Source organism: Nocardia sp. NPDC059691 (assembly GCF_042733915.1).
Taxonomy (GTDB): Bacteria; Actinomycetota; Actinomycetes; order Mycobacteriales; family Mycobacteriaceae; genus Nocardia; species Nocardia sichangensis.
In genome coordinates, this window is record NZ_JBHWFB010000008.1 from 206,849 (window position 1) to 231,542 (window position 24,694).

Here is a 24,694-nt window from a genome sequence, read left to right on the forward strand (position 1 = left end):
TGATCTTCGATTGTCGCGCTGAGGCCGCTCCCATCATCGACCGCACCCGACCTGCTGCGCGCTTGACCAGGTGTGAAAGTGCTGCGCGCCTTGCCGATCCGGAGACGATCGTGGCGCTGTGATGCGCGCAGCGCGCTCGCGGCGATTACGATGTGAGCGCTCGGCGAGCCCGAGACGCGGTACTCGGGGAGGCGAGTTCGATGAGGAAGTACAGGCGATTCGGTGTGGCCGTGCTCGCGGTGGTGGCGCTGGTGTCGGCCGGATGCGCGCAGGGCACGAACGACCGTGCCGCACGGCAGGTCTCGCCGCCCGCCGACACCTGGGAACTGGCCGGGTCGATGACGGCTTCGGGCCCGAACGGTCCCCGCAAAGGTGTGCCGGACGCGCCGCTCACGGCGGAGAACGGTGATGGCGGCGTCATCGACAAGCTCGCCCTCAATACCATCGCCGACGTGCAGGACTTCTGGACCAAGGAGTACCCCGCGCACTTCCCCGGCACGTTCAAGCCGGTGACCAGGTTCATCTCCTGGGACGCCAAGGCGCCCAGAACGCAGTCGGTCAAGTTCTGCAAGTCCGACACCTACCAGGTGGTGAACGCGGCCTACTGCGGCGGTGACCACACCATCGGCTGGGACCGGGGTGTCCTGCTGCCGAAACTGGTGCAGAAGTACGGCGAGATGGCGGTGGTGATGGTGCTCGCCCATGAGTACGGGCACGCCATCCAAGGGCAGGCCAGACTCGCGGGCCTGCTGACCCCGCCGCTCGTGCAGGAACAGCAGGCGGACTGCCTCGGCGGTGTATTCCTGCGCCATGTGGCCGAAGGGAATTCGGCGCACTTCACGCTCAACACCACCGACGGCCTCAACGCCGTGCTCGGCGCCACGGTGGCGGTGCGCGACCGGGACCCGAACGATCCGGACAACGTGCACGGCTCGGCCTTCGAGCGAGTGACGGCGGTGCAAATCGGTTACACCGACGGCGCCGACGGGTGCAAGAAGATCACCAGGAAGGAGATCGCCCAGCGCCGCGGCAATCTCCCCACCACCTTCGAGCCCGGTGAGGAGCAGGCGCAACTTCCGGTGGACGCCGCCGCGCTGACCAGCCTGAGCCAGGCGCTGACCAAGATCTTCCCGGTCACGCGGACGCCGCAGTTCGACTACTCCGGGGTCGGCCGCGGTTGCTCGGACGGCACCGTCACCCGGCCGGTGTCGTACTGCCCGAGCGCGAACCGGATCGGCACGGACGTGCCCGCCTTGGCCCGCCGCGGCGGAACGATGACCGACGGCGACCCGCTGTCGGCGGTCGTGGACGGCGACTACAACGCGTTCGTCGTCTTCGTCTCGCGCTATGTGCTCGCGCTGCAACAGGATCGCAAGCTGTCGCTGACCGGCGCGGAGACGGCGGGCCTGCGCACCGCGTGCCTCAGCGGCGTGGTGACCACCAAGTTGAGCGAGCCGGGCAGCGACCCGCACCTGTCCGCGGGCGATCTGGACGAAGCGGTCTCCGGCCTGCTCGCCGACGGCGCGGCGGCCGCCGACGTGAACGGAAAGGTAGTGCCGAGCGGCTACCAGCGGCTCGAAGCGTTCCGCACCGGCGTCCTGGACGGTGAGAGCGCCTGCCTGGCCAGGTTCCGGTAGTCGCTACACCGGCAGCGATCGCAGCGAGCTGAGCGTGCCCGCCAGCGCGCGGGCCGCCTCGGCGCCCTTGGTGACGAAATGCTCGGTGAAGTACGTGACGTGCTCGCTGTGCTCGTGGAAGTGGTGCGGGGTGAGCACGACCGAGAACACCGGCACGTCCGTGTCCAGCTGGACCCGCATCAGCCCGTCGATCACCGCCGAGGCGACGAAATCGTGCCGGTAGATGCCGCCGTCCACCACCAGCGCGGACGCGACGATCGCGGCGTACCGGCCGGAATGCGCCAGGCGCTTGGCGTGCAGCGGGATCTCGAAGGCGCCCGGCACCTCGTAGACGTCGATGCCGGCGGGATCGAAACCGAGGTCGGCGTATTCGGCGCGGAAGCCCTCGTACGCCTTCTCGACGATCGAGCTGTGCCAGCTGGCGCGGATGAACGCGATGGATCCGGTAGTACTCATGGAGAGATACTACTGTTCGGTAAGGTGCGCTTCCAGCCAGCCGACGACGTCGTCGAGCACCTTCTGCTGCTCGGGCTCGTTGAACACCTCGTGGTAGAGGCCCTCGTAGCGGATCACCGTGAGGTCCTCCGACCCGGCGCCCCGCTCGATGAGATCGGAGCTGGACGGCGCGGCGATCGCGTCGGCGGTGCCGTGCAGCACCAGCAGCGGCACGGTGACCTTCGCCAACCGCTGCTTGACCGTATTCGTCGCGCTCAGCATCTCGGCGCCGGTGCGCGCGGGCAGCATGCCGCGATAGACCAGCGGATCGTTGTCGTAGGCCGCGACGACCGCCGGGTCCCGGCTGATCTGCGACGAATCCAGTTTCAGCACACCCAGATTCGGGGTGAGCCTGCTCAACACCGGTGCGAGCATGCGCTGCACCGGATTGCCCACCGGGATGTCCAGCGGCGGGGCGGACAACACGATGCCCGCCACGTCGATCGGCGCGCGGGTGGCCAGATACAGGGTGATCAGGCTGCCCATCGAGTGCGCGACCAGGAAGCGCGGCACGCCGGGCTGCTCTCGGGTCGCGATGTCCAGCATGGCGGCGACGTTGTCCGCGGCGCCCGCCATGGAGCCGATGTTGGCCTTGCTGCCCGCGGACTTCCCGTGCCCGATGTGATCGAGCGCGTAGACGGCGAAACCGGCGCTGACAAGACGCTGTCCCACATGGGCATAGCGGCCGGAATGCTCCGCCACGCCGTGCACCAGGACGATCACGCCCCGCGCCGCGCCCTCCGGCAGCCACGCCCGCCAGGCGACTCCGCTGCCGACACCGTCGAACTCACCGGACTCGGTGCGGATCGCGGTCGGCTCGGTGGACGCGGTGTCGCCCGCCGTCGGCTCGGTCGTCATCCCTGCGCTCCTGACGTCGATGGCGCGCCGACCGTCGCGAAATGCTCGATCAGCCGCCGGTTGAACTCGATGAGTCGAGCGTAGTTGACTCGCGAGATGCGCTCGTCGGTTCCGTGGATCGAGGCCAGGTCGCGCTCGTCCAGCACGATCGGGGCGAAATTGCACCGGGTGCCCGCCAGGTCGTCGTAGTGCCTGGAGTCGGTGGCGCCGGGCACGATGCCGGTGGTCACCGCGATGCCGGGAACGACGGCGCGGGCGAGATCGGCGATCAGATCGAATGCGGGGCCGGGCCGCGTGATCCGCGACGGCTCCGACGACATGCCTACCAGGTCGAATCGAATCCCCTTGTCGCGCACGACTTTCCGGCAGTGCGCCAGCACCGAGGCGACGGTGTCGCCGGGCAGGATGCGGAAGTTCACCATGGCCTCGGCCCGCTGGGGCAACACGTTCGCCCGCACTCCGCCGCGGATCACCGTCGGCGCCGTGGTGGTGCGCACCATCGCTTCGGTCTGCGGCTGGGCCGCCATCACCCGGGTGACCACCGGTGCGGCGAGATTCGCCAGGCCCAGCAGCAGTCGCCGCGGCGCGGGCATGACCTCGCGCACCCTGGTCAGCATGTCCGCGATCACCGGGGTCAGGCGCAGCGGCATCGGATGGTCCTGGATGCGGCCCACCGCCCGCGCGATCCGTCCGACCGCCGTCTGCCTGCCCGGCATGGACGAGTGCCCGCCGACCTCGGTGACCGACAACCGGACCGTCGCGTAGCCCTTCTCCCCGAGCATGATCGTCGCCACCGGCTGCCGCACGCCATCGACGACGCCCGCGGTGATCACCCCGCCCTCGTCCAGCAGCAGATCCGCGCGCACGCCCGCCTGCCGCAGATGCTCGGCCATGCGCTCGGCGCCCTCGCCGCCGAAGACCTCCTCGTCGTGCCCGAAAGCCAGGTACACGGTGTGCCGGGGGCGCAGGCCCGCGGCGAGCGCCGATTCGGCCGCCTCCAGGATGGCGAGCACGCGGCTCTTGTCGTCGATCGCCCCGCGGCCCCAGATGAACTCGTCGTCCACCACTCCCGCGAACGGCGGGTGGGTCCAGCGCTTGGCGTCGTCCACCGGGACCACGTCCTGATGCGCGAGCAGGATCGCGGCCACCCGGTCCTGGTCGGCGCCCGGCCAGCGGTAGAGCCTGCTGTGCGCGAACTTCCGCAGTTCGAGTTCGGCGTGCACCCGGGGGAACGACGTCCGCAGGTGCGCGTCGAGGCGGTCGAACGCCGCGCTGTCGGTGTCGCGCGGGTCGTCGGTGGACACCGTCGCGCACCGCAGCGCGGTGGCGAGGCGTTCGGCGGTCAGGTCGTCGACCGGCTCCGTCATCGGTCACCGGCGCGGTCGGGCAGATTCATGGACACCGTTGCATTGTTCAACATGCTCGGGTCGAGGGCGATGGTCTTCTCGTTTCGCCACTTCACGATGCCTTCGGTGAGCTCGCCCGGCAGGTCGGGACGGCGCGTCGCCGTCAACAAGGGCAACTCGATGCTCGCGGAGGTCACCGTGACCGCGGCGAGGGCGGGGGAGTGCGACCACACGTCGTCGACCACGTCGGTGATCCGCACGCCGATCCGGTGGCCCGCGGCGATCGGCCAGTCCTGCGCGAGCAGCCTGACCTCGGCGGTGTCGCGCACCGGGGCGATCCCTCGGGTGATGACGGTCGCGCGCAGGTCGGGCGCGATGTCGTAGAGCTCGACCGCGACCGTCGCGTTCGGCGGGCCGCTGAGCCGGAGGGTGGCGGTGGGAATGCCGGACAGATGCTGCTCGCCGGTCAGCGGCGCGGAGACCGACCAGATCTCGCGATCGGGTCCGGGAATCAATCCGCGATCGGTGTAATCACCGGTCCGCAGCTCGACCGGAACCCGCCGGGCGTCGGCGGGCGGCCAGGCGCTCTCCGCGCGCCAGCGGCCGTCGAACTGGCCGACGGTGATCCGCGGGCCGGGCACCCGCACGTCGCGGGCGGCGACGTGCTCGTCGAAGAACGCGAGCAGTTCGGTGTCGAAGTGGGGCGTGCCGCATTTGTCGTGGCAGGTGCGGTGTCCCCACTGGCCGAACCAGGCGCGGTGCTCGCCGGGCCCGAGGCCGTTCCACAGATCGAACACACGGTAGGCACGGGTGTTGTAGTCGACGAAGCCTTGACCGAGGAACAGCGGAATGGTGGCGCCGCGCAGCCGCGCGACGAGGTCGCGATCACGCCAGAAGGCGGTGTCGGGGTTGTGGTCGCCGATCTGGGTCAGGTACTGCTGGTAGCACTGCCACGGCAACTGCGTCGCGTTCGCCTGATATTCGCCGGAGTCTTCCGGACGCGGTGGCGTCGAGGCGATCAGCAGGTGCTCGAGTCCCGCGAAGTCGGCGGGACGCACGCCGCTCTCGGTGATCGGTTTGCCGGAGAACTTCCACGAGACGCCCTGCATGTACAGGTAGGAGTACGGGTCGACGACCGGCTCGAACGCGCCCACCGCCGCGAGGCCCTTCGGGGCGGCGGCCAGGCCCATCAGGCCGGTCCAGGCTTCGTACGACGTGCCGAACAGCCCGACCCTGCCGGTGGACCACGGCTGGCTCGCCGCCCACTCCACGGCCGTGGCGACGTCGGCTCGTTCCCCCGGCCCGCCGAAGTCCGGGCAACCGTCGGAGCCGCCGAACCCGCGCAGGTCGACGATGACGTAGGTGTAGCCCGCGTTCAGGAACAGGTCGGCGGTGAGGTTGTCGGTGGACGGGCCGCCGGTCAGGCGCGGCTCGCTCAGGTAGGCCAGGTGCGCGCGATACGGACTGACGGTCAGGATGACGGGTGTGCGGCTGTCGTCGGAGACACCGGCTGGGCGCAGGATGTCCGCGTGCAGCCGGGTGCCGTCCGTGCCGTCGATGAACGCTTGCTTCCACTGATAGGGCACCGGCAGCGGTTCGGCGGCCGCTCGCATCGGGGTGAACGCGGCCAACAGCAACAACAGGCCGCATAGGGCACGAGACAGGACGGCTCGTTCGATCACCATAGGACTATCGAGTCTGCCCGGACGGCCGTCCAGCCCCCGGAACCGGGGTGGTCGTCCAGTAGCCAGGCGAACGCCATCCGGTGTTCATCCGGACCGGCGAGCATCGAGGCCATGCCGGAGCGCGGTTTCGGGTCCGTCGACTCGGTAGGGACGGTCGGTTCGGCGTTGTCGGCCGCGTTCCTGTTCGCGGTGTCGGCGTTCCTGCAACAAGGCGCTGCCAGGCAGGCGGCCACCGCGTCCGGGCAGGGACGATTCCTGGTGATCGCCGCGATCGCTCGTCGTCTGATCACCGACCGCCGCTGGTTGGCCGGACAGGGCGCGAACGTAGCCGGATTCGTCGTGCACGCCGTCGCGTTGCGCTTCGGCGCCATCGCGGTAGTGCAGGCGCTGCTGGTCGTGCAGTTGTTGTTCGCGCTGCCGTTCGCGGCATTGCGGCGTGGTCGCGCGCTGCTCGCCAGAGACTGGGCGGGGACGTCGGCGGTGTGCGCGGGGCTGATGCTGCTCGTCGGGCCGGGGATTCCCGAGCATTCGGCGGTGCGCACGCAGCTGCTCCCGGGGGCGTGCGCGGGGGTGTTCGGCACGGTCGTCGTGTTGTTCGGTCTGTCCCGGACGGTCCGCTCCACCCAGGTGAGGTCCGCGCTGGTGGCGGTGGCGGCGGGCTGCTGTTTCGCCACTACGGCGGTCCTCGTCGTGGTGGCGACGAGGACGCTGCCGGACCCGAGCTGGGCACTGCTGGGCATTCCGGTGTCCACCGTCCTCGGCGGCATCCTGACCCAGGAGGCGTACGCACGCGGGTCACTGCCCACGGCGCTGACCGCGATGACGATCACCGACCCGGTGCTGAGCTACCTGGCCGGTCTCACGCTGTTCACGGCGACGATCCACCCGCGCCCCGCGCTGCTTGCCTGCGCGGCCACCGCGGTGATCGTCGGTGTCGCACTGCTGGCGAATTCGCCGACGCTGCACGACGAGCGGGAGATGTCGGCGGAAGCGACCCGCCCGGCGGTACGGGCGAAGGCCGGGTGAACTCCGGCGCAATGCGGGGGCGCTGACCGGAGGAAGGGGATCCGACGGGCACGAGCGGGGCGAACCACGGGCCGATGCGGGCATCCGGCGCGACACCGGTCGCTGGGCATCCTGCGCGGTTGGAACCGGCGAATCATTCGCCGTGAGCGGGCATTCGCACGCCGAGGCGCGGTGACCCGCACTTCCCCCATCGAGGTCAGCGCACGTGCCTTTGCCCGGCTCGTCGACGCCGGGAGTTCTGCGCGGAATCGGCGGCACGCAGGCCGACGCGCCGGGTGGGTGACTTCAGCGGTTGGGTCAGCGCGATCGTGCCAAACGCCGAGGTTGTTCCTCAGGCCGAGCGGGCCGGAGTCTCGTAGTCGGCGTAGAGCGCGAGCATGCTCTGCACCGTCGCCGACCACGGAAAGCGTTCCGCCGCGGCACGGGCCGCGCGACGACGCTGGGCCGCGGGCAGGGCGAGCAGTTCACGCACGCCGTCGGCGAGGCCGCGCGGAGTCCCGTCGCAGACGAGGCCGGAGCCGGGGTCGCCGACGAGTTCGCGAGCCGCGCCCGCCGCGGGAACGACGACCGGAGTCCCGCAGGCGAGCGCCTCCAGCACGGCGAGGCCGAAAGTCTCGGCAGGGGAGGGAAACACGGCGACGTCGGCCTCGGCGACCAGGGTGGCCATCGCGGTCCGGTCGGTGAGATGGCCGTGGAAGACGACCGGAAGCCCTGCCGCCAGCTGCTCCAGGCGAGAACGCAGCGGGCCGTCCCCGATGACAGACAGCACGCAGCGCACACCGGATTCGACCAGGACGCGGACCGCCTGGATGGCGCGTTCGGCTCGTTTCTCCCGGGACAACCTGCTCACCAGGACCAGCCGCACCGGATCGTCGGAGCGGTCGTCGCGCCGGTTCTCGGTCGACGGGCGAAAGGTCGTGAGGTCGACGCCGAGCGGGATCCTGCGCACGTTGCGCGCGCCGACCCGGTCGAACTCGGCGGTGGCGAAACGCGAAGTGACCACGACCTTCTCGGCGCGCACCCACAGCCGCCGGTTGGCCAGGTCGGCCGCGGCGGTGAGCGGGAAGCCGCGCGGCACCCGCGAGCGCAGGATGGCGTCGATGCGTTCGTGGGAGAACAACACCAGCGGAACGCCCGCCCCGCGCGCCCACGGCGCCAGCCAGCGGACGCTGAGTTTGTCGCTGCACTCGAGCACGTCCGGGGCCAGCCGGTCGAGCACGGCACGGGTGCGCCGGGCGGTGAGCACGTGATAGCCGGCATCGCCGAACTTGGGGCTGCGCACGGTGATCCGATGCCCGGACGCGGTGTGCTCGTCGGCGTCGCGCGGACCGGGCACGACGAGGACCCGGTCGTGACCCGCCGCCGAATAGCCGCGTCCCATCTCGTCGAGGCACGTGCGTAAACCGCCGGAGGCGGGAGTGTAGAAGTTGGCGATCTGCACGATCCGCACTAGTCGACCGCCGATCCGACCAGCTCGCGATAGGTGATCGCGTGCGCGCCGGTGCGCAGCACCGCGTCAATGGCGCGCAGTGTGGTGTCGCGCAGGCCCGGTCTGCTCAGATCGTCGGGATGCAGCGCCAGCCGGACCAGCCCGCCGCGTTCGGCGGTGCGGCGCGCCGCCGTCTCCAGCAGCGCCGCGCCGAACCGCTCGGACCAGCCGCCGCCCGGCCGGTGCGAGAGCGCGAATCCGCGGAACCGGCGTCCGGTGCGCAATTGCTCGGCGCCGAAGTGGGAGGTGGTGTAGGTGAACCCCGCCGCGCGCAACGCCTGTTTCGCGCCGGGCGAGGCGAGCCAGCCCGGCGGCGTGAAACCGGTAGTCGGCAGACCGGCTTCGATCATCACTTCGGTGGCGGCGCGCAGTTTCACGGTGGCCGTGCCGACGTCGATGGCGGCGAACTCGGCCGCGCCGCGCGCCACCGCATGCGCTACCGCGCGGCGCGGCCGATCACCCTCGGGGCCCGCTCGGTGCGACCACCCGTGCACCAAGACGTCGTCACCGGCCTGCCTGCGCTCCCGCAGGAACGCCGCGTAATCGGGTTCGTCGGCCAACCGCCTGCCCCGCCACGGCCCCGGTATCACCAACAACGACACGGGAATTCCGAACCGATCGGCATCGGCGCACCAGCGCGCCGTCTCCGCCGCACTCGCCGGTGCGACGTCATGGACGCTCACCACCAACCGCGCACACACGTCGGGGAAGCTAACACCGCACGGTGGCCGTCAGCTGAACAGCGCGGTGCACTCGGCTGAAAGATGCGTACCGCCGATCACCAGATGTCCGTCCAGGCGGGCCGCACCGGCAGATCGAAGGCGACGGAACGCTTGCACCAGCAGGGGCGCCTATGCGTTTTCCGGAACCCGGGCATGCGACGACTCGGCCCGTGGTCGAGGTGAACAGGTACTGGGTTCCCACCCGATACCGCTCCTACTCGTCCCACGCCGGACTTCATGCCGCCGAGACGAAATCCATAGCGCGATTCCAAGCGCGAACCCGAACGCTACGGTCTCCCATCGAAAGCATTCCGCCGGACCCATTCCTGCGTCGGCGGAAAACGCCGGGGCGGAAACGAAAACCTCAATTGCGCTCGGGGGTTTCCGCTGCCTGATCCGTGCGCGCCGCACCGGCCCGACTCGGTGTCGCCGGTGGAGACGCCGCAGGTCCGGCTGGTGCTCGGCCGAGAGCCGATACGGGATATGGCAAACGGCTATAGCCCGAATGAACTACGCAACGTCGCAACGAGTTTCGTCTGGTGTCCCGGCCGGGTCGGCGTATGATCAGGCCAGTGCGAATACCCGGGGGAAGAATGAGCGAGCCGGCGACAGCGGACTGGGAACGGTTCGTGCAATCGCTGGCGCACTGCCTCTCGGAGCTGCCCTCGCGGGCAACCCTGATCATCGCCGCCCCCGGAAATCGCTATGTCCAATTTGTCCAATACGACATCAAATTGTCCGCCGAACTGGCCGGGAACAATTACCTGAGCAACCCGATCCCGGAGACCGCCGCGCAGGAGTTGCGCGCACTGGGCTGGCACGAGCCCGCGGATCGGCAGGACGCGGACAACTGGACCAGGATCCTCTTCTGGCCCATCGCGCCGAGCGGCTTGCTCGAGTTCGCGCGCTCGGTCGCCGTCGGCCTGCGCGACGCCCTGGGTGTGGCGGCGCCGGTCGAGTTGCGCGCGATGGGCTGGACCGAGGCCTCGGGTGACCTGGATCTCACCGTGCTCGGATCGATCGCGCGCCGCGGGTAGCGCCCGGTCGGGCCGCTGTCCCACGGCGAAGCCGCGACTACCTGGGCACTATCCTGAGAGTCATGGCAGCAGGTAAGCCCACCAAGGAAGCGAAGGCCGCGGCGAAGGCGGCCCGCAAGCAGCAGTCGAGAGAACGCCGCAAGCAGTTGTGGCAGGCGTTCCAGATGCAGCGCAAGGAAGACAAGCTGCTGCTGCCGCTGATGATCGGCGCCCTGGTCGGCATCACCGCCGTCTTCGCCGTCATCGGCCTGATCTTCGGGCTGACCTGGTTCCTGATCCCGCTTGGCGTGGTGCTCGGCGCGCTGGTGGCGTTCATCATCTTCGGCAGGCGGGTACAGAAGAGCGTCTACCGCAAGGCCGAGGGGCAGGCGGGCGCCGCGGCCTGGGTGCTGGACAACCTCCAGGGCAAATGGCGGGTGAGCAACGGCATCGCCGCCACCACGCAGTTGGACGCGGTGCACCGGGTGATCGGCCTGCCCGGCGTGGTGCTGGTCGCCGAGGGCTCACCGCAACGGGTCAAGTCGCTGCTCGCCCAGGAGAAGAAGCGCACGGCTCGGCTGATCGGCGACACCCCGATCTACGACGTCGTCATCGGCAACGACGAAGGTCAGATTCCGCTCAAGGACCTGCAGCGTTACCTCACCAGGCTGCCGCGCAACATCGACACCAAGCGGATGGACCTCATCGAAGGCAGGCTGGCCGCCCTCAGTGCGCGCAGCGGGCCCGCCCTGCCGAAGGGGCCGATGCCCGCGGGCGCCAAGATGCGCGGCGTGCAGCGCACCATCCGCCGCCGCTGACCTGCTCGCTCGAAAGGCCCGCCGCTCCGCCCGGGGTGCGGGCCTTTCCGGTCGTCACCGCGCGGGTCGGAAGATCAGCGTGAACGCACCAGCGCCGTTCCGGTCGCGCGGTCGTGCATGCCGCGCCCGTCGGCGTCGGTGAACAGCGCGGGCACCACGAACACCAGCAGTACCTGCCTGGCCAGCGCCCGTACGAAGCCGACCGGCGCAGCCGCGTCGATGCGCACCGTGCGCAGCCGCAGGAAATACTGCCCCGGCGTGAACCCGAAGAGCGTGACGGCGCCGACGCCGATGACGAACCAGATCAGCAGCGTCAAGCTCGACGCCGAACCGCTGCGCGTGATCAGCGCCGCGATGCCGAGGGCGATCAGCCAGTCCACGAACAGGGCGGCGATGCGGCGGCCCATACCGGCCAGCGAGCCCGCTCCGGCCTTCGGCAGGCCGAGTTGCGCCCCGGGGAACTCGGTGGTTGCCGGGCCACCGGAGTCGGCAGGAGGTCCGGAGAGCCAGGAGCCGGTGATGCGTGCCATGCACCCCAGAATAGGCGCGCCCGGACCGGCGCCCGGTACCGCATAAGCGGAGTTCAGCCTCCCCGCGCACCGCGGCGCGGGCAGGACTACCATGCATTTCGAGTCATGGTGGTCAGTACCACGCTGCCGGACGCACGTGTAACACCGGCGAAACAAATCCTTGACTGCCGGGAAACACGGCATCCATAGCGTCTGGTCGCGACGAACCCATGCAAGCGACACTGGCTGGGAACCGATCCGTAAGGAGAACAAGTGACGTTCAGCACGGCCGACGAGGTCATCAAATTCATCGCTGACGAGGACATCGAGTACGTCGACATCCGGTTCAGCGACCTGCCCGGTGTGCAGCAGCACTTCTCGATCCCCGGGAAGGCCTTCACCACCGACCTCGCCGAAGAAGGGCTAGCGTTCGACGGCTCCTCAGTCCGTGGGTTCCAGTCCATCGACGAGTCGGACATGCTGCTGCTGCCCGACTTCTCCACCGCGCGTGTCGACCCGTTCCGCGCCGCCAAGACGCTGAACCTCAACTTCTTCGTGCACGACCCGTTCACCCGGGAGGCCTACAGCCGCGACCCGCGTAACGTCGCGCGCAAGGCGGAGGAGTACCTGCGTTCCACCGGCATCGCCGACACCGCGTACTTCGGCCCCGAGGCGGAGTTCTACATCTTCGACTCGATCCGCTACGACTCGGCCATGAACGGCGCCTTCTACGAGATCGAGTCGGTCTCGGGTTCCTGGAACACCGGCGCGGAGTTCAACCCGGACGGCACCCGCAACCGCGGCTACAAGGTCCGCAACAAGGGCGGCTACTTCCCGGTCGCGCCCTACGACCACTACGTCGACCTGCGCGACAAGATCTCGACCAACCTGCAGAACTCCGGCTTCGAGCTGGAGCGCGGCCACCACGAGGTCGGCACCGCCGGTCAGGCCGAGATCAACTACAAGTTCAACACCCTGCTCGCCGCGGCCGACGACCTGCAGCTGTTCAAGTACATCGTCAAGAACACCGCGTGGCAGGAAGGCAAGACCGTCACCTTCATGCCGAAGCCGCTCTTCGGTGACAACGGCTCGGGCATGCACGTGCACCAGTCGCTGTGGAAGGACGGCAAGCCGCTGTTCCACGACGAGGCCGGCTACGGCGGCCTGTCCGACCTGGCCCGCCACTACATCGGCGGCATCCTGCACCACGCGCCGTCGCTGCTGGCGTTCACCAACCCGACGGTGAACTCCTACCACCGCCTGGTCCCCGGCTACGAGGCCCCGATCAACCTGGTGTACTCGCAGCGCAACCGCTCCGCCGCGGTCCGCATCCCGGTCACCGGCAACAACCCGAAGGCCAAGCGCCTCGAGTTCCGCGCGCCGGACTCCTCGGGCAACCCGTACCTGGCCTTCGCCGCCATGATGATGGCCGGCCTGGACGGCATCAAGAAGAAGATCGAGCCGCTGGCCCCGGTCGACAAGGACCTCTACGAGCTCCCGCCGGAGGAGGCCAAGAACATCCCGCAGGCCCCCACCAGCCTCTCGTCGGTCATCGACCGCCTCGAGCAGGACCACGACTACCTCACCGAAGGCAACGTCTTCACCGAGGACCTGATCGAGACCTGGATCACCCTCAAGCGCGAGGGCGAGATCGCCCCGGTGAACCTGCGGCCGCACCCGTACGAGTTCGAGCTGTACTTCGACGTGTAAGTGGTAAGTTCCGCCGACCTGTGACGGAGCGCCTGTGCCAGGCGCTTCGTAGGCAGTGCGCACGGTAGACGAGCCCATCTGTTTCGTGATCATCCAATGGTTGCGATCGGATGGGCTCGTTCGTGTTCTGCGTCGAAACTCGCACTCCGACTGTCATCGGCAAGCTCTGTTGCTCCTTCTCATGCGTGGGAAGTCGGCTCGGAGTGTGAAGAATGGATACGTATCGTCCATGGCAGGAGGTGGCATGCGGAGAGAGCTGGGCTCCGGTCGGATCGGGTGTCGGGCGACCATATGGCCCGCTCGGATGCTGCTAGGTCTCCGCGTTGTAGCGGGGAGTGATTTCCGCCTGCACGGCGTTCCTGGTGGGAGGTCCGCATGATGCATCCATACACTGCGGCGGCGCTGGAATCCGGCCGCGAGTTCGTGCATACCGTCGATGACATGATGGAGCGGATCAAGGCCGTCCGCGCTCGACGGCCCTCGCCCAGCGCCAGAGTGATTCCGGAGGTCGACGGGGAAGGTCGCCTCACCGACCTGTACATCGCCGAGGGAACGATCGCGCATTCGTCGAGTAGCCAGGAATTGGTGGCCGACATCATGGCGGCGATTCGGGACAGCACCGAAGACGCCCTCCGGCAGCACCGGCTCGCCATCCAGCAGACGGCGTGGCCTCCAGCGGTATCGCTGCCGGAACCGAAACTCTAGACGATACCCAGGAGTGTTGCCGTGGTAGAGCTGGGCATCTCGGGGGCCGTCGAGGGCGAAGCGCCGCCCGATTGGCTGAATTTGATCTACGAGGTGTTCAATCCCGACTATTCCGTCGGCGTCGCCTGCGATCGAAGCGGCACGATCGTCGGTTTGCACCTCGGCGACGAGGTGTGGGAGAACACCGACAGCTGGCTCGCGGCCGAAATCGTTCGAGTTGCTCGCCTGGCCTACCAGAAGTCTCGGGTGGGGCGGCGTGCGGAGTTGCTGTACAACGGCGCGTTGCCGCGCCTGGCCGACTCGTTGGGTTTGCCCACCGAGGCCGACTACAACCTCATGGAGAAGACGGAGTTCGGCGCCGGGTACTGAACCCGTCCAGACTTGCTCTCGATATCCCCAGAGATGGGGATGCTGAAGAATGGGGAAGTCGGTCGGAATGGAGAGGTTCGTCGATATGACCAGCGAGTTCGATCAGGATTCACAAGAGTGGCGCCGAGTTCGCGACGTCAACCAAGACATGGTCCCCGGCCTGCGGGAACGCGCGAAGAACGATCCTGATTACGAACCCAATTTCATCGCGACGAATGGTTGGGCGGCCTACGGGTTCCTGGAGAATTACGGTCGACCGTACCGGCGTGATCGTGCGGTCGGCTGGACCTCGGTGGCCGATGGTCGTCAGGGCACGAGCGATAATTCCAACACGACCGCGGGGGCGATCGAGGACACCGACGGAGCGGGTGGCGCGGCGGTTCGGAGTGCGTCGGCGGAGGTCTGAGCTTCAACGGCCGGCAGGTATCCGGCGGGCGGATTCAGAATGGCTGCAATCGGCTCGCGACCGTTCGGAACCACGATTCTGATCGTGGGTTCTGCTGAAGGGTGTGCGAAACGATCCGGGCTTCGTCGGCCGGGTCCAATGCCCGTGATGCCCGTGATGCGGGTTGGCGGCGGCACTTCCCCTGATCGGCGATCGAGGCAACGGCACAGGGCTCTCGCGACAGGCGCCGCGGTGAACCGCCCGTCTAGGAGGACGCATGACCAACTACTTCACTTATGACAAGAACGGCAACTATACAAAATCGACGAGCCGTCCTGAGTCTGGCTTCTACACCGCGCAGGAAGAGCCCGGTGGCGCAGTAACCCTGTATGAGGCAAAACCAGGTGGGGAACCCAAGAAAATCGACTCTTGGGACCACGCCCGGGACATGGATTACGTGGTCACCCCGGATGGTACCGCATACAAAGTCAAGCTGGTCGACGGTGTATATCGTGCCGACCCGGACAAGCGCGACGAAAAACATGATCACAAGCCCGCCGACACCGGTCCCTCGGCAGAGCAGAGGGAGGCGGACGAGAAGAAAAAGTACATGGAGGGTCTGGAGAAAGATCCAGAAGAGGGCGATAAATTCGATGACTTTCCGCTGAAGATCAAACTCCCTCCCGGTAGCCCTTCGGACGACCTGACGACCTATATCAGTTTGGCGAACCACCAGCTCAAGTACCTCGAGAAACAAATGGGCGACAAGAAGAAGCCGATCGCCTTGACTTCCCCAGAAAAGGGCAAAGATACTCTTATTTGGGACAACAACCTCAGTAAATCGTTCACGGATTCGATGGGCAAAGGCGCGGAGGCGCAAGCCGGGGGAAAGGGCGAAGCAGTCGATGCTTACAAATCGGCTTCCGCATTCCTCGACGAGTTGGACGCCCAGTGGTCGGCCAGGGACGACGACTTCAAGACGGAGAATCTGAAGCTCACCGCCGACAACGATCGTACATATCGGAAGATGTACGACAAAGTTCAATCGGCGCATGAGGACATCTGGGCGGCACTCAAGAAACCTCATGCGGGATACTTCGGCGGAAGTACTTTCAGTGACAGCAACTTCACAGCTCCCGGTATTCAGAATGTAGTGGAAGAGGAGCCGGTCTACGGAATCGTCCGTGAGACCGTTCAGTTCTGTGTAGATCAGGTCGCCGATTACGCGACTCGAGCCGAGAGCGCGGGGAAGAAATACGGCGATTTCCCGGGATTTCCCACCGACAAGGGTGACAAGGGCGATAAAGGCGACGACAAGGGCGATAAAGGCGACGACAAGGGCGATAAAGGCGACAAGGGCGACAAGGGCAACAACAACGCGAACAACAACGGCGCGACCAACAACGGCGGTGTGAACAACGGCGGTTACAACGGCGGCTATAACGGTGGGTACAACGGCGGCGCCAACAACGGCACTCAGGGCACCGCGGGCACCAACGCACAGCAGGCCAGTCAGAACGAGGACTTCAGTTCCACCTACGACGACCTGCTCGGGACGGACACCACGGGCACGGCGGACACCACCCAGACCGCCCTCGACAACACCGGTACGGGCGGCACCACCGGGTCGAGCGCGGTCACCGCTGTGCCGACCACGGCGATGCAAGGCGGAACAGGATCGGGATCGGGGTCGGGCGGCACCACGGCCACACCGGCCGCCACTGCCACTCCGGCCAGCACCGGAAACGATATGTCCAGTCTGATGACACAGATGGCCCTGATGAATGCCCTGCAGGGCAACCAGACCCGTCAGCCCACCGGCGACGACAGCCGCTACGACGACGACCGCGATTCTCGGCATGAGCGCGACCGGCGGGAACGAGAGCGCGCCACGCAGGCGTCGACCACCCAGCAAACCGCTCAGCCCTCTCCTGCCGGTGTGACCGCGCCGACCTACGCGGGCACTCCGCCGCCGGTGACGACGCCGGGCACCACGGTGGATGTCCCCATCGACAACACGAATGTCAAGGCAGCCCCGCCGGTCGCGGAGGCCTTGCAGAAGCAGGTGCAGAACGTCGCCCTCGACGCGGTATCCGCGTACAAGGGGACTGCGGGTGAGTTGACAGCGGACCATCCGCCCGCAGTGGTCAACGGCCCCGGCGAGTTGAAAACGGGCGATATTCTTCAGTGGGAGCGACACAGCGCGTTGATCGTGCGGGATCAGGAGCAAAACCGGTTGTACGTCCTGGACGGCGGCCATCTCGTTCCACTGGATCCCAACAATCCACCGTTGAAAGAAAAGTACGGTGATTTCACGGGATACGTGCATCCAACCGGTTTGGATGCCGGCAACGCCAATCTGGGTGCCGCGGCGGCACCGCCGCCCACCACGAGCCAGGCACAGCAGCCGACCGCTCCACCGCCCGTAGGGCCACCACCGCAACAGACCTGAGCGGCCGGACAGCATGGCCGCACAGAAGGACATCGTCATCGCGGCGGCGACCGGCTATGGGTGGCCCGATGTCGAGCCGTGGGCAAGGAGCCTCGCCGCGAGCGATTTCGCCGGTGTGGGTGCGGTCATCGTGTACGACCGCGATGTCCGCGGCGACGCCATCGCCGATAACCTGGAATCACTGGGGTTGTATCCGATACGCATGTTGCTTCGCGGCAGTATCTACAATCAGCGGTTCGAAGATGTCGCCCAGGTATTGCGGACATTCAGGCATTCGCTTCGATTCGCCGTGGTCACCGACGTGCGTGATGTGTACTTTCAGGCGGACCCGATCCAGTGGTTGGAAAACCACTTGAGCCGCACCTTCGTCGCTGTCAGCGAGGGGGTGCGGTACTGCGACGAAGGGTGGAACCGGGACAATCTGCGCCATGGCTTCCCCGAACTCGCCGAGCGCGTGTGGTCGAAGGTGGTCTGCAACGTCGGTGTCCTTGCCGGTCGAGCCGATGCCATATCCAATCTGTGTGTGGCCATTTCCCGTGTCGCCGCCTCGTCTGGAGTGCCGGTCGCGGATCAGAGCGGGTACAACGTCCTGCTCGACATGGAACCGTTTCGTTCCGCGGTGCAGTTGGTGACATCCGACGACGGATTCGCCTGTCAGGCTGGGACGTTGGCGGATCCGAACCGGGTCGGAGTGCTGCGCCCGTTTCTCCTCGAGCCCGAGCCGATCTGGTCCGGAGCGGACGTGCGTACGTCCACGGGCAAGTTGTATCCGATCGTGCATCAATACGATCGGGTGCCCGAATGGAAACGGGCGTTTTCGGCCGAAGTGCGGTCTACTCCTGTGCGGAGGCCGGGTTCTTCTCGAGCAGCCCTGGTTCGCGTCCTCGGGGATGCCGACGGCGCGTCGGTCTCGGATGTCGCCCGAAGCTTCGGGGTGCCTCGGGATAGATCAGCGATACCACTGTATTCCGCAGACCAGAAGATGGATTCGGCGGCGCGTCGACCGAGAGTGAAGCCGGGTCGGCCAGGTAGCGCGGGCGGATGAGCCGTCAGCTCGCCTTATCGATTATCGGGTCCCCGTCGGCCAGATCGTCAGCAGCCACGGAACGTTGCCGGATGGTGAAGTCGAAGCTGCTGTAACGATCGCGACCGTTCCCGGCATCTTCCCAGGTGAAGCCGTACTTGCCGATATGTTCCAGGCGGATTCGAGTGTCGGCGTGGATGGCGAAGCCGCTTTTTCGCGCGCGTTCGCAGAAGGAGTAATCCTCGCCGAGGTACCAGTGGTTCTCGCCGTCGGGAATGATCATGGGCAGGAAGAACGGGATGTTGGCACGGCCGAACTGTGTATTGCAGACCGGAAGCTTTTCTCGTTGCAGGATCTTCTCGTAGACATTTCTTCTGGTGAGCAGGAACCCGCAGGCCGCATAGCGGATCTCGATGACGCCGCCGCCTTCGCCGAATGTGATTTTCGTGGTGCCGGGCAGAAGACTGCAGACCAGTTCGCGCGCCATTTTCTTGGCATAGATACCGCCCACCACCGGCAAGTCGTGCGATCGCAACATCTCGACGGATTTCGGTTCGAAGCGAACGTCCGCATCGATCCACATCAACTCTTCGAAGCCCTGTGCCAAAGCATCCGTGGCGATTTGGCTGCGCGCTTGGTCGATCGCGGAACAGCCGTATACGCGCCAGACCGGATATCCGCGTCGTTCGAGTTCCGCCAATCCTTCCGCGCATCCGGGCTCGATGTAGTCGTGCACCGGGACCAGCACGACACAGCGGGAAGGATCCATTTTCTCCACCTGGTAAGGGCCTCGTATGCGGGGCCAACTGTACTGTGCGGCCGGAGAACCACACTCTGTGGGAAGGAGGGACTTCAGGGCATCCGGCGGGCAGAGTAGTGCACCCCGGTCGAGCTTTCGGACGCCTCTCACAGGCTGATCTGCCGACGGACGTCACCGGACGATGCGATGGACGTGCGCGGACAGCGGCGGTGGCTGGCGCCCTGGTGCATCGGCGAGGCCGAGTGGGTCAACAGAAGCGGACTACGCTCGTGCCTTTTCGCCCCGCACCGAGGCGGCGACCTGGTTCGGCATCGGTTCGTGGCGTGCGTACCTACGGGTGAAATCGCCGGTGCCGTGGGAGATCGAGCGCAGGTCGATGGCGTAGCGGCTGAGTTCCAGCTCGGGGACTTCGGCGTGGATCCGAGTGCGTCCGGAGCCGTGCGGCTCGGTGCCGAGGACGCGACCGCGGCGGCTGGACAGGTCGCTCAGCACCGGTCCGACGTATTCGTCGGTGACCAGCACCCAAACCTCGGCGAGTGGCTCCAGCACTTTGATTCCCGCGGTCGCCGCCGCCTCTCGCAGGGCGAGGGCACCCGCGGTCTGGAAGGCGGCGTCGGAGGAGTCGACGGAATGGGCCTTGCCGTCGAACAGGGTGACGCGCACGTCCACGAGCGGATATCCGGCGGTCAATCCGCGGTTGGCTTGCGCGCGGACGCCCTTCTCCACCGATGGAATGAACTGGCGCGGGACCACTCCGCCGACCACCTTGTCCACGAACTCGATCCCGGACCCTTCGGGCAGCGGTTCGACTTCGATCTCGCACACGGCGTACTGGCCGTGCCCGCCGGACTGCTTCACATGCCTGCCGCGCCCGGTCGCCTTGCCCGCGAGAGTCTCTCGCAACGCCACCTGGTGATCGGTCACGTCCACCTGCACGCCGAACCGGGTCCGCAATCGTTCCAACGCTACGTCGCGGTGCGCTTCGCCGAGGCACCACAGCACCAGCTGGTGGGTTTGCGCATTGTGCTCCAGCCGCAGCGCCGGGTCCTCGGCGGCGAGCCGGGCGAGGCTCTGCGACAGTTTGTCCTCGTCGGCTTTGCTGTGCGCGCTGATGGCGATGGGCAGCAGGGGATCGGGCATCGGCCACGGCTCGATCCGCAAGGGGCTGTCGGTGGACGAGAGGGTGTCGCCGGTTTCGGCGTGACCGAGTTTGGTGACGTAGGCGATGTCGCCCGCGATGGCCTGGCGTAGCGGGCGTTGCTGTTTGCCGAACGGAGCCGAGATCGCGCCCACCCGCTCGTCCAGCTCGTGGCTCTCGTGGCCGCGATCCTCCAAGCCGTGTCCGCTGACGTGCACCGTGTCGTCGGCATGCAAGGTGCCGGAGAAGACACGGACCATGCAGACTCGCCCCACGTACGGGTCGGACGCGGTGCGGATCACCTCCGCGGCCAGCTCCGCGCCCGGGTCGCAGCGCAGCGGGTGCGGCTCGGCGCCGTTGCTGGCGGTGATGAGGTGTTCGGCGGGCGTCGGAAAGCCGCCGGTGATCAGGTCGAGAAGCTCGACCGTGCCGAGGCCCTGCTTGGCCCCTTCGGGCGCGGGCGCGGCGAACAGCACCGGATGGAAGCTGCCCCGCGCGACCGCGCGCTCCAGGTCGGCGACCAGTGTCGCCAGGCTGATCTCCTCGCCGTCGAGGTAGCGCTCCATCAGGCTCTCGTCTTCGCTCTCGGCGATGATGCCCTCGATGAGGCGATTGCGCGCCTCCTCCAGCGCGGGCGCCTGATCGGGCGAAGGGTCGCCCTGGACCTCCTCGCCGGAGGAGTAGTCGCCCACGCAGTGCGGCAGCAGCTCCACCATGCCGGTGACCGGCCGGTGACCGTCCGGATTCTTCGGGCCGTACACGGGCAGGTGCAGCGGCAGGATGCTCTCCGACGAGCCGCCGCCCAGCACGGTGCGGCAGGCCTCGGTCATCACGTCGTACTCGTCACGCGCCGTGTCCAGATGGGTGATCACGATCGCACGCGGCATCCCGACCGCGGCGCACTCCTCCCACAGCGCCCTGGTCGCTCCGGCGATCCCGTCTACGCCCTCGGCCGCCGAGATGACGAACAGCGCCGCATCCGCCGCGCGCAGCCCTGCCCGCAGTTCGCCGACGAAGTCCGCGTATCCGGGCGTATCGATCAGGTTGATCTTCATGCCGCCCCATGCCACCGGCACCACCGACAGCTGCACGGACCGGTGCTGGCGATGCTCGATCTCGTCGTAGTCCGACAGCGAGGTGCCGTCCTCGACCCGCCCGGCGCGATTGACCGCCCGCGCGGTGAGCGCCATGGCGTCGACCAGCGTGGTCTTTCCCGACCCGCTGTGCCCGACCAGGACCACGTTGCGAATCTGCTCGGGCCGGTCCGCCGTCATCACGCCGCCGTCGCCCGCGGCAGCTCCGTTGGTCTTGTCCACCATGTGTCTCGCTCCTTCGCCCGACACCTGCCGTACATCCACCTTCCCACCGGGCGTTGCGTTCCGTCGACGAATCGGCAGATCAGGGCGCGGAGCCCGTCATTCGCAGGCGGGCGAGGGCGGCCCGGTCCCGGCGGTGTTCTCGCACGCCCAGTACCGGTCGATACGCCAGGAGCCGTCGCGCGAGACGAACGGCACGATCGTCGGACGGCGGCCGTTCGGTCCGGTGAGAACGACGGTCGCGAGGAGGTAACCGCCCGCGCCGGTCACTTTGCCGACCGTCGTGGTGATCGAGGTGAAGGCCTGAGCGACCCGGGTGATCAACTCCGGGTCCTTGTCGTCGTCCGCGACCCGCAGCGGTTTCCGCTCCGTGGGAATCGCCGGGTCCAGCGTCTGACGTAGTCGACTGTCGAGATCGGTGACCGTGGGCACCGGTGGATCGGGCTGGGTGTTCGCCGGGGCGTCGGGCACCGTGCCCGGATACAGCTGACGGACGATGCCGAACCAGATGACCGAGGCGGTCACCCCGAGCAGGGGTGGAGAAGTGAATTCGTTGACCGCGACGGTGACGCTGACGTCCTGCTCGGGGAGATAGCCCATGTGGGTGGTGTAGCCCAGCACCGCGCCGCTGTGGCCGAGCCAGCGGCCGGACTCCACCATGCCCAGTCCGTAGCGCAGGTCTCCGGCGAACTGGGTCCTGGCCCGGAAGGTCTCCGGTTTCAGCAGATCGCCGCGGCCCAGCATGCGGGCGTAGTCGGCCAGGTCGGAGATCGTGGACACCATCGTGCCCGCCGCACCGAAGAGCGCCGGGGTGGTCCGCGCGGTGACGTCGGTGGGCGCTTCGTCGAAGTAGGAGTACCCGCGACTCTCGGGCGCGGGCATGGTGGCGTCGGTGGGATATGTCGTGGCGCGCAACCCGTGCGCGGCGACGACTTCACCGATGACTTGGGGCACCGGCTTCCCGAAGACCTTCTCGAGCACCAGGCCCAGCAGGTAGAACTCGGAGTTCGAGTACTCCACGCGGGTACGCGGTGGCTTCGCCCGCTCCGGCTGAGCGATGATCGCGCGTAACCGGTCGCCGTCGTGCCATTCGGATGCCGAAGGCGTCGCGTCGAACTGCTCGGCGAAGGCCGGATAGTCCCGGAGATCCCAGACGCCGCCCTGCATGCCGAGCAGGTCGCGGAGAGTGATGGTGCCGCCGTTGGGCACTCCCGGCACATATCGTTCCAGCACGTCGTCCAAAGAGAGCTTGCCCTCGTCGGCCGCGCGCAGCACCGCGGTCGCGGTGAACGTCTTGGTGATGCTTCCGATCCGGACATGATCCGCTACATCCATCGGACGACCTGTCGCGAGATCCGCTGTGCCGTAGGCCCTGACGAAGGAACCCCGTTTCGGGTCGTGCACCGCGACCAGTACCCCGGGGGCCAGCCGCGCGTCCATCTGCGGCCGTACGATGCGGTCGATCTGCTCGGCTGCCTCGGTTGGAAAGCCTCGTTCCTCGCGCTCGTCCGACGCGCATCCGGCCAGCAGCGCGGCCACCGTCGTCAGCGCCACGGCGACCGCACACAACGATGTGAATCGTCCCCTCATCGAGCCCCCTGTTCGATAGCGCTTTTGTCAGTGTGTCAGGTCCACCGAACAGCCGTGTTCCCATCAGGGACGTCCCTCGCACATCTCGCGCCGACGTGCGAGGAACGCCTCCTTCGGGAACGTCTGCCGCTCAGGACAACCGGCGGATGTCGCCACGGACGCGGTAGAAGCCGCCGCGCGCCGACTCCGCTATGCCGTCGACCACGTAACGAGCCCCTGCCAGACGAATATCCTTGGGGAACTGCACATTCCATCCCTGGTGATATCCAGGCGAGACGACTCGCACGCGCAGCGAACTGCCCTGGCTCACGCACTCCACGACGATTCCGCTGCCCGCTTCGGAGGTGATCTCGACGGTGTCGCTGGGCACCACCGCCGAGATCTCGGGAGCCTTCACCGACACCGTTTCGGGCAGCACACCCTGCTCGGCGTCGCGGATGGCGGCCTCGCCGACATCGAGACAGGCCAGCGTGCCGGTCGTGGTGACCAAGTACAGCTTCTCGTCGTGATACTGCATGGAATACGCCGAGCCGCAGCCGGTGGCGAGCTTCCACACGCGGTTCCCGGCGGCGTCGAAGCAGTACACCGAGGAGTAGTTGTCGCCGGCGAAGACATACCGGCCGTCGGGCGAGGTGGCGCAGGAGAAGACCGCGGCGTCGCACTGATAGACGCGCTCGGCCCGGCCGCTCTTGGCCACCATGCGGACCTGGTTACGGGCGGTGCCCGCGTAGACGGCGTCGGATTCCTGCCAGCCGAACAGGACGCCGCCGCCGGTGCCCATCTGCCACAGGGTGCTTCCGCTGTCCAGGTCGTACTTGGTGACGCCGGCGGAATGCCCGTGGTAGACGCCGTTCGCGTCGATGCGCACCATCCAGCCCGAATCGCCGGTGCTGCGCCGCGTCCACAGCGACTCTTCCTCGTAGTCGATCACGGTGATCCCGCCTTGGCGGTCGGAGACGCCGAGGATGCCGTCGTGGATGTCGAGCCAGTAGATGTCGACATCGGCCGCGATGTCGTAGGCCGCCCGCGGCACCTTGCCCGAGAGGTCGTAGACGCGCCCGTCGTCGCAGCCTGCGTAGATCCAGAAGTCGTCGGCCACGATGCACTTGACCGAATCCGGCAGGCGGTACCGGCCGGTGACCACACCGTCGGGAGTCAATGTGAACACGTCGCCGCTCTCGTTGCCGACCCAGCAGCGGCGCTCGTCGACGAAGATGCCGAAGGCGGCGGCGCCGGAGTCGAAACTCCACAGCACGGGCGCCGCCTTCGCCGTGGAGCGGCCGCTGCTGATCGCGCGCCTGGTCACCGGACGCCTGGCCCGCGCGCCCAGCACGGCGGGCGCGTAGCCCTTGCGCACCTTCTCGCCGATCTTCTTCGACGCGGCCGCCTGCGCCTTCTCCTCGGAGGCGAACGAACTCACCTTCGTCTGCCCTTGTTCCCCGATGCGACCGAAACGGACGCTCACTTGCGTACCCGCGACGATCACCTCGTAGAACTTGTGCGCGGTACCACTGTCCTCGGACAGTTCGAGATAGGTGGTTCCCCCGATAGTCATAGCGCCTCGCCTGTTTTCGTCAGATCAGAACGAGACGAAAGTTAGCAAGAGGCACCGACATTCGACGGCGCGTGCGAGATCGCCGGTGG

21 protein-coding genes are annotated in these 24,694 nt (G+C 67.4%); 10 read left to right on the forward strand and 11 right to left on the reverse strand.

Annotated features, from left to right (window positions below; genetic code table 11):
* Nucleotides 1–200 precede the first annotated feature (200 nt).
* Nucleotides 201–1,637, forward strand: a complete 1,437-nt coding sequence (locus ACFV2O_RS19500) for a metallopeptidase (protein ID WP_379253004.1) — start codon at nucleotides 201–203, stop codon at nucleotides 1,635–1,637.
* Nucleotides 1,638–1,640: 3 nt separating this feature from the next.
* On the opposite strand, the gene ACFV2O_RS19505 is transcribed toward ACFV2O_RS19500, so the two are convergent.
* From ACFV2O_RS19505 to ACFV2O_RS19520, 4 genes are read right to left on the reverse strand one after another with little or no spacing between them, the layout of a single operon-like run.
* Nucleotides 1,641–2,093 carry a 6,7-dimethyl-8-ribityllumazine synthase gene (locus ACFV2O_RS19505; RefSeq protein WP_355072822.1) on the reverse strand — a complete coding sequence of 151 codons (453 nt, stop codon included), beginning with the start codon at nucleotides 2,091–2,093 and terminating at the stop codon, nucleotides 1,641–1,643.
* A 9-nt stretch (nucleotides 2,094–2,102) separates the two neighbouring features.
* Entirely contained in the window at nucleotides 2,103–2,990 is an 888-nt protein-coding gene (locus ACFV2O_RS19510; RefSeq protein ID WP_379253005.1) for an alpha/beta hydrolase, read from the reverse strand.
* Complete coding sequence (locus ACFV2O_RS19515) at nucleotides 2,987–4,357, reverse strand: M20/M25/M40 family metallo-hydrolase (protein WP_379253006.1); 1,371 nt, start codon at nucleotides 4,355–4,357, stop codon at nucleotides 2,987–2,989. The genes ACFV2O_RS19510 and ACFV2O_RS19515 overlap by 4 nt, the downstream gene beginning before the upstream one ends.
* Entirely contained in the window at nucleotides 4,354–6,021 is a 1,668-nt protein-coding gene (locus tag ACFV2O_RS19520; protein ID WP_379253007.1) for a CocE/NonD family hydrolase, read from the reverse strand. The genes ACFV2O_RS19515 and ACFV2O_RS19520 overlap by 4 nt, the downstream gene beginning before the upstream one ends.
* 111 nt (nucleotides 6,022–6,132) lie before the next feature.
* Here ACFV2O_RS19520 and ACFV2O_RS19525 point away from each other — a divergent pair, with 111 nt between their 5' ends.
* Nucleotides 6,133–7,047 carry a DMT family transporter gene (locus tag ACFV2O_RS19525; RefSeq protein ID WP_379253008.1) on the forward strand — a complete coding sequence of 305 codons (915 nt, stop codon included), beginning with the start codon at nucleotides 6,133–6,135 and terminating at the stop codon, nucleotides 7,045–7,047.
* A 331-nt stretch (nucleotides 7,048–7,378) separates the two neighbouring features.
* Here the strand turns inward: ACFV2O_RS19525 and ACFV2O_RS19530 are convergent, their stop codons facing one another.
* Both ACFV2O_RS19530 and ACFV2O_RS19535 read right to left on the reverse strand, forming a co-directional pair.
* Nucleotides 7,379–8,488, reverse strand: coding sequence for a glycosyltransferase (locus tag ACFV2O_RS19530; RefSeq protein ID WP_379253009.1), 1,110 nt, complete (start codon nucleotides 8,486–8,488; stop codon nucleotides 7,379–7,381).
* Between the two features lie 8 nt (nucleotides 8,489–8,496).
* Nucleotides 8,497–9,237, reverse strand: a complete 741-nt coding sequence (locus ACFV2O_RS19535) for a DUF2334 domain-containing protein (RefSeq protein ID WP_379253010.1) — start codon at nucleotides 9,235–9,237, stop codon at nucleotides 8,497–8,499.
* A 614-nt stretch (nucleotides 9,238–9,851) separates the two neighbouring features.
* Between ACFV2O_RS19535 and ACFV2O_RS19540 the strand changes: the two genes are divergently transcribed.
* Together ACFV2O_RS19540 and ACFV2O_RS19545 are read left to right on the forward strand one after the other, a co-directional pair.
* Nucleotides 9,852–10,295, forward strand: coding sequence for a hypothetical protein (locus ACFV2O_RS19540; protein ID WP_379253011.1), 444 nt, complete (start codon nucleotides 9,852–9,854; stop codon nucleotides 10,293–10,295).
* Nucleotides 10,296–10,357: 62 nt separating this feature from the next.
* Entirely contained in the window at nucleotides 10,358–11,092 is a 735-nt protein-coding gene (locus ACFV2O_RS19545; RefSeq protein ID WP_379253012.1) for a DUF4191 domain-containing protein, read from the forward strand.
* A 74-nt stretch (nucleotides 11,093–11,166) separates the two neighbouring features.
* On the opposite strand, the gene ACFV2O_RS19550 is transcribed toward ACFV2O_RS19545, so the two are convergent.
* Nucleotides 11,167–11,622, reverse strand: coding sequence for an RDD family protein (locus ACFV2O_RS19550; RefSeq protein ID WP_364427805.1), 456 nt, complete (start codon nucleotides 11,620–11,622; stop codon nucleotides 11,167–11,169).
* Between the two features lie 252 nt (nucleotides 11,623–11,874).
* On the opposite strand from ACFV2O_RS19550, the gene glnA reads away from it, so the two are divergent.
* The 6 genes from glnA (at nucleotide 11,875) to ACFV2O_RS19580 (ending at nucleotide 18,267) form a co-directional block, all read left to right on the forward strand.
* Nucleotides 11,875–13,311, forward strand: coding sequence for a type I glutamate--ammonia ligase (gene glnA / locus ACFV2O_RS19555; RefSeq protein ID WP_355072839.1), 1,437 nt, complete (start codon nucleotides 11,875–11,877; stop codon nucleotides 13,309–13,311).
* A gap of 375 nt (nucleotides 13,312–13,686) precedes the next feature.
* On the forward strand, nucleotides 13,687–14,016 hold the full coding sequence (locus ACFV2O_RS19560) for a hypothetical protein (RefSeq protein WP_379253014.1): 330 nt from the start codon (nucleotides 13,687–13,689) through the stop codon (nucleotides 14,014–14,016).
* 21 nt (nucleotides 14,017–14,037) lie between these two features.
* The gene (locus tag ACFV2O_RS19565) at nucleotides 14,038–14,385 is read left to right on the forward strand and encodes a hypothetical protein (RefSeq protein ID WP_379253015.1); all 348 of its coding nucleotides are present in this window, start codon (nucleotides 14,038–14,040) and stop codon (nucleotides 14,383–14,385) included.
* A gap of 85 nt (nucleotides 14,386–14,470) precedes the next feature.
* Nucleotides 14,471–14,791, forward strand: coding sequence for a hypothetical protein (locus ACFV2O_RS19570; RefSeq protein WP_364427816.1), 321 nt, complete (start codon nucleotides 14,471–14,473; stop codon nucleotides 14,789–14,791).
* Nucleotides 14,792–15,047: 256 nt separating this feature from the next.
* The gene (locus ACFV2O_RS19575; protein ID WP_379253016.1) at nucleotides 15,048–17,222 is read left to right on the forward strand and encodes a hypothetical protein; all 2,175 of its coding nucleotides are present in this window, start codon (nucleotides 15,048–15,050) and stop codon (nucleotides 17,220–17,222) included.
* Between the two features lie 13 nt (nucleotides 17,223–17,235).
* On the forward strand, nucleotides 17,236–18,267 hold the full coding sequence (locus tag ACFV2O_RS19580; RefSeq protein ID WP_379253017.1) for a hypothetical protein: 1,032 nt from the start codon (nucleotides 17,236–17,238) through the stop codon (nucleotides 18,265–18,267).
* A gap of 4 nt (nucleotides 18,268–18,271) precedes the next feature.
* Here the strand turns inward: ACFV2O_RS19580 and ACFV2O_RS19585 are convergent, their stop codons facing one another.
* The 4 genes from ACFV2O_RS19585 to ACFV2O_RS19600 form a co-directional block, all read right to left on the reverse strand.
* The gene (locus ACFV2O_RS19585; protein ID WP_379253018.1) at nucleotides 18,272–19,015 is read right to left on the reverse strand and encodes a hypothetical protein; all 744 of its coding nucleotides are present in this window, start codon (nucleotides 19,013–19,015) and stop codon (nucleotides 18,272–18,274) included.
* 252 nt (nucleotides 19,016–19,267) lie between these two features.
* Nucleotides 19,268–21,463 (reverse strand): elongation factor G-like protein EF-G2, encoded by a 2,196-nt coding sequence (locus ACFV2O_RS19590; RefSeq protein WP_379253019.1) that lies wholly within the window; start codon nucleotides 21,461–21,463, stop codon nucleotides 19,268–19,270.
* 96 nt (nucleotides 21,464–21,559) lie between these two features.
* On the reverse strand, nucleotides 21,560–23,050 hold the full coding sequence (locus tag ACFV2O_RS19595; RefSeq protein ID WP_379253020.1) for a serine hydrolase domain-containing protein: 1,491 nt from the start codon (nucleotides 23,048–23,050) through the stop codon (nucleotides 21,560–21,562).
* A 130-nt stretch (nucleotides 23,051–23,180) separates the two neighbouring features.
* Entirely contained in the window at nucleotides 23,181–24,605 is a 1,425-nt protein-coding gene (locus tag ACFV2O_RS19600) for a WGR domain-containing protein (protein ID WP_355072853.1), read from the reverse strand.
* Nucleotides 24,606–24,694 lie beyond the last annotated feature (89 nt).

Excerpts from the sequence above, each read along its gene's own strand:
- ACFV2O_RS19575 (WP_379253016.1), top strand. The coding sequence starts at position 15,048 with ATGACCAACTACTTCACTTATGACAAGAACGGCAACTATACAAAATCG.
- ACFV2O_RS19520 (WP_379253007.1), bottom strand. The coding sequence starts at position 6,021 with ATGGTGATCGAACGAGCCGTCCTGTCTCGTGCCCTATGCGGCCTGTTG.
- ACFV2O_RS19540 (WP_379253011.1), top strand. The coding sequence starts at position 9,852 with ATGAGCGAGCCGGCGACAGCGGACTGGGAACGGTTCGTGCAATCGCTG.
- ACFV2O_RS19525 (WP_379253008.1), top strand. The coding sequence starts at position 6,133 with ATGCCGGAGCGCGGTTTCGGGTCCGTCGACTCGGTAGGGACGGTCGGT.
- ACFV2O_RS19590 (WP_379253019.1), bottom strand. The coding sequence starts at position 21,463 with ATGGTGGACAAGACCAACGGAGCTGCCGCGGGCGACGGCGGCGTGATG.
- ACFV2O_RS19545 (WP_379253012.1), top strand. The coding sequence starts at position 10,358 with ATGGCAGCAGGTAAGCCCACCAAGGAAGCGAAGGCCGCGGCGAAGGCG.
- ACFV2O_RS19580 (WP_379253017.1), top strand. The coding sequence starts at position 17,236 with ATGGCCGCACAGAAGGACATCGTCATCGCGGCGGCGACCGGCTATGGG.
- ACFV2O_RS19505 (WP_355072822.1), bottom strand. The coding sequence starts at position 2,093 with ATGAGTACTACCGGATCCATCGCGTTCATCCGCGCCAGCTGGCACAGC.
- ACFV2O_RS19600 (WP_355072853.1), bottom strand. The coding sequence starts at position 24,605 with ATGACTATCGGGGGAACCACCTATCTCGAACTGTCCGAGGACAGTGGT.
- ACFV2O_RS19500 (WP_379253004.1), top strand. The coding sequence starts at position 201 with ATGAGGAAGTACAGGCGATTCGGTGTGGCCGTGCTCGCGGTGGTGGCG.
- ACFV2O_RS19515 (WP_379253006.1), bottom strand. The coding sequence starts at position 4,357 with ATGACGGAGCCGGTCGACGACCTGACCGCCGAACGCCTCGCCACCGCG.
- ACFV2O_RS19585 (WP_379253018.1), bottom strand. The coding sequence starts at position 19,015 with ATGGATCCTTCCCGCTGTGTCGTGCTGGTCCCGGTGCACGACTACATC.
- ACFV2O_RS19570 (WP_364427816.1), top strand. The coding sequence starts at position 14,471 with ATGACCAGCGAGTTCGATCAGGATTCACAAGAGTGGCGCCGAGTTCGC.
- ACFV2O_RS19560 (WP_379253014.1), top strand. The coding sequence starts at position 13,687 with ATGATGCATCCATACACTGCGGCGGCGCTGGAATCCGGCCGCGAGTTC.
- ACFV2O_RS19550 (WP_364427805.1), bottom strand. The coding sequence starts at position 11,622 with ATGGCACGCATCACCGGCTCCTGGCTCTCCGGACCTCCTGCCGACTCC.
- ACFV2O_RS19595 (WP_379253020.1), bottom strand. The coding sequence starts at position 23,050 with ATGAGGGGACGATTCACATCGTTGTGTGCGGTCGCCGTGGCGCTGACG.
- ACFV2O_RS19510 (WP_379253005.1), bottom strand. The coding sequence starts at position 2,990 with ATGACGACCGAGCCGACGGCGGGCGACACCGCGTCCACCGAGCCGACC.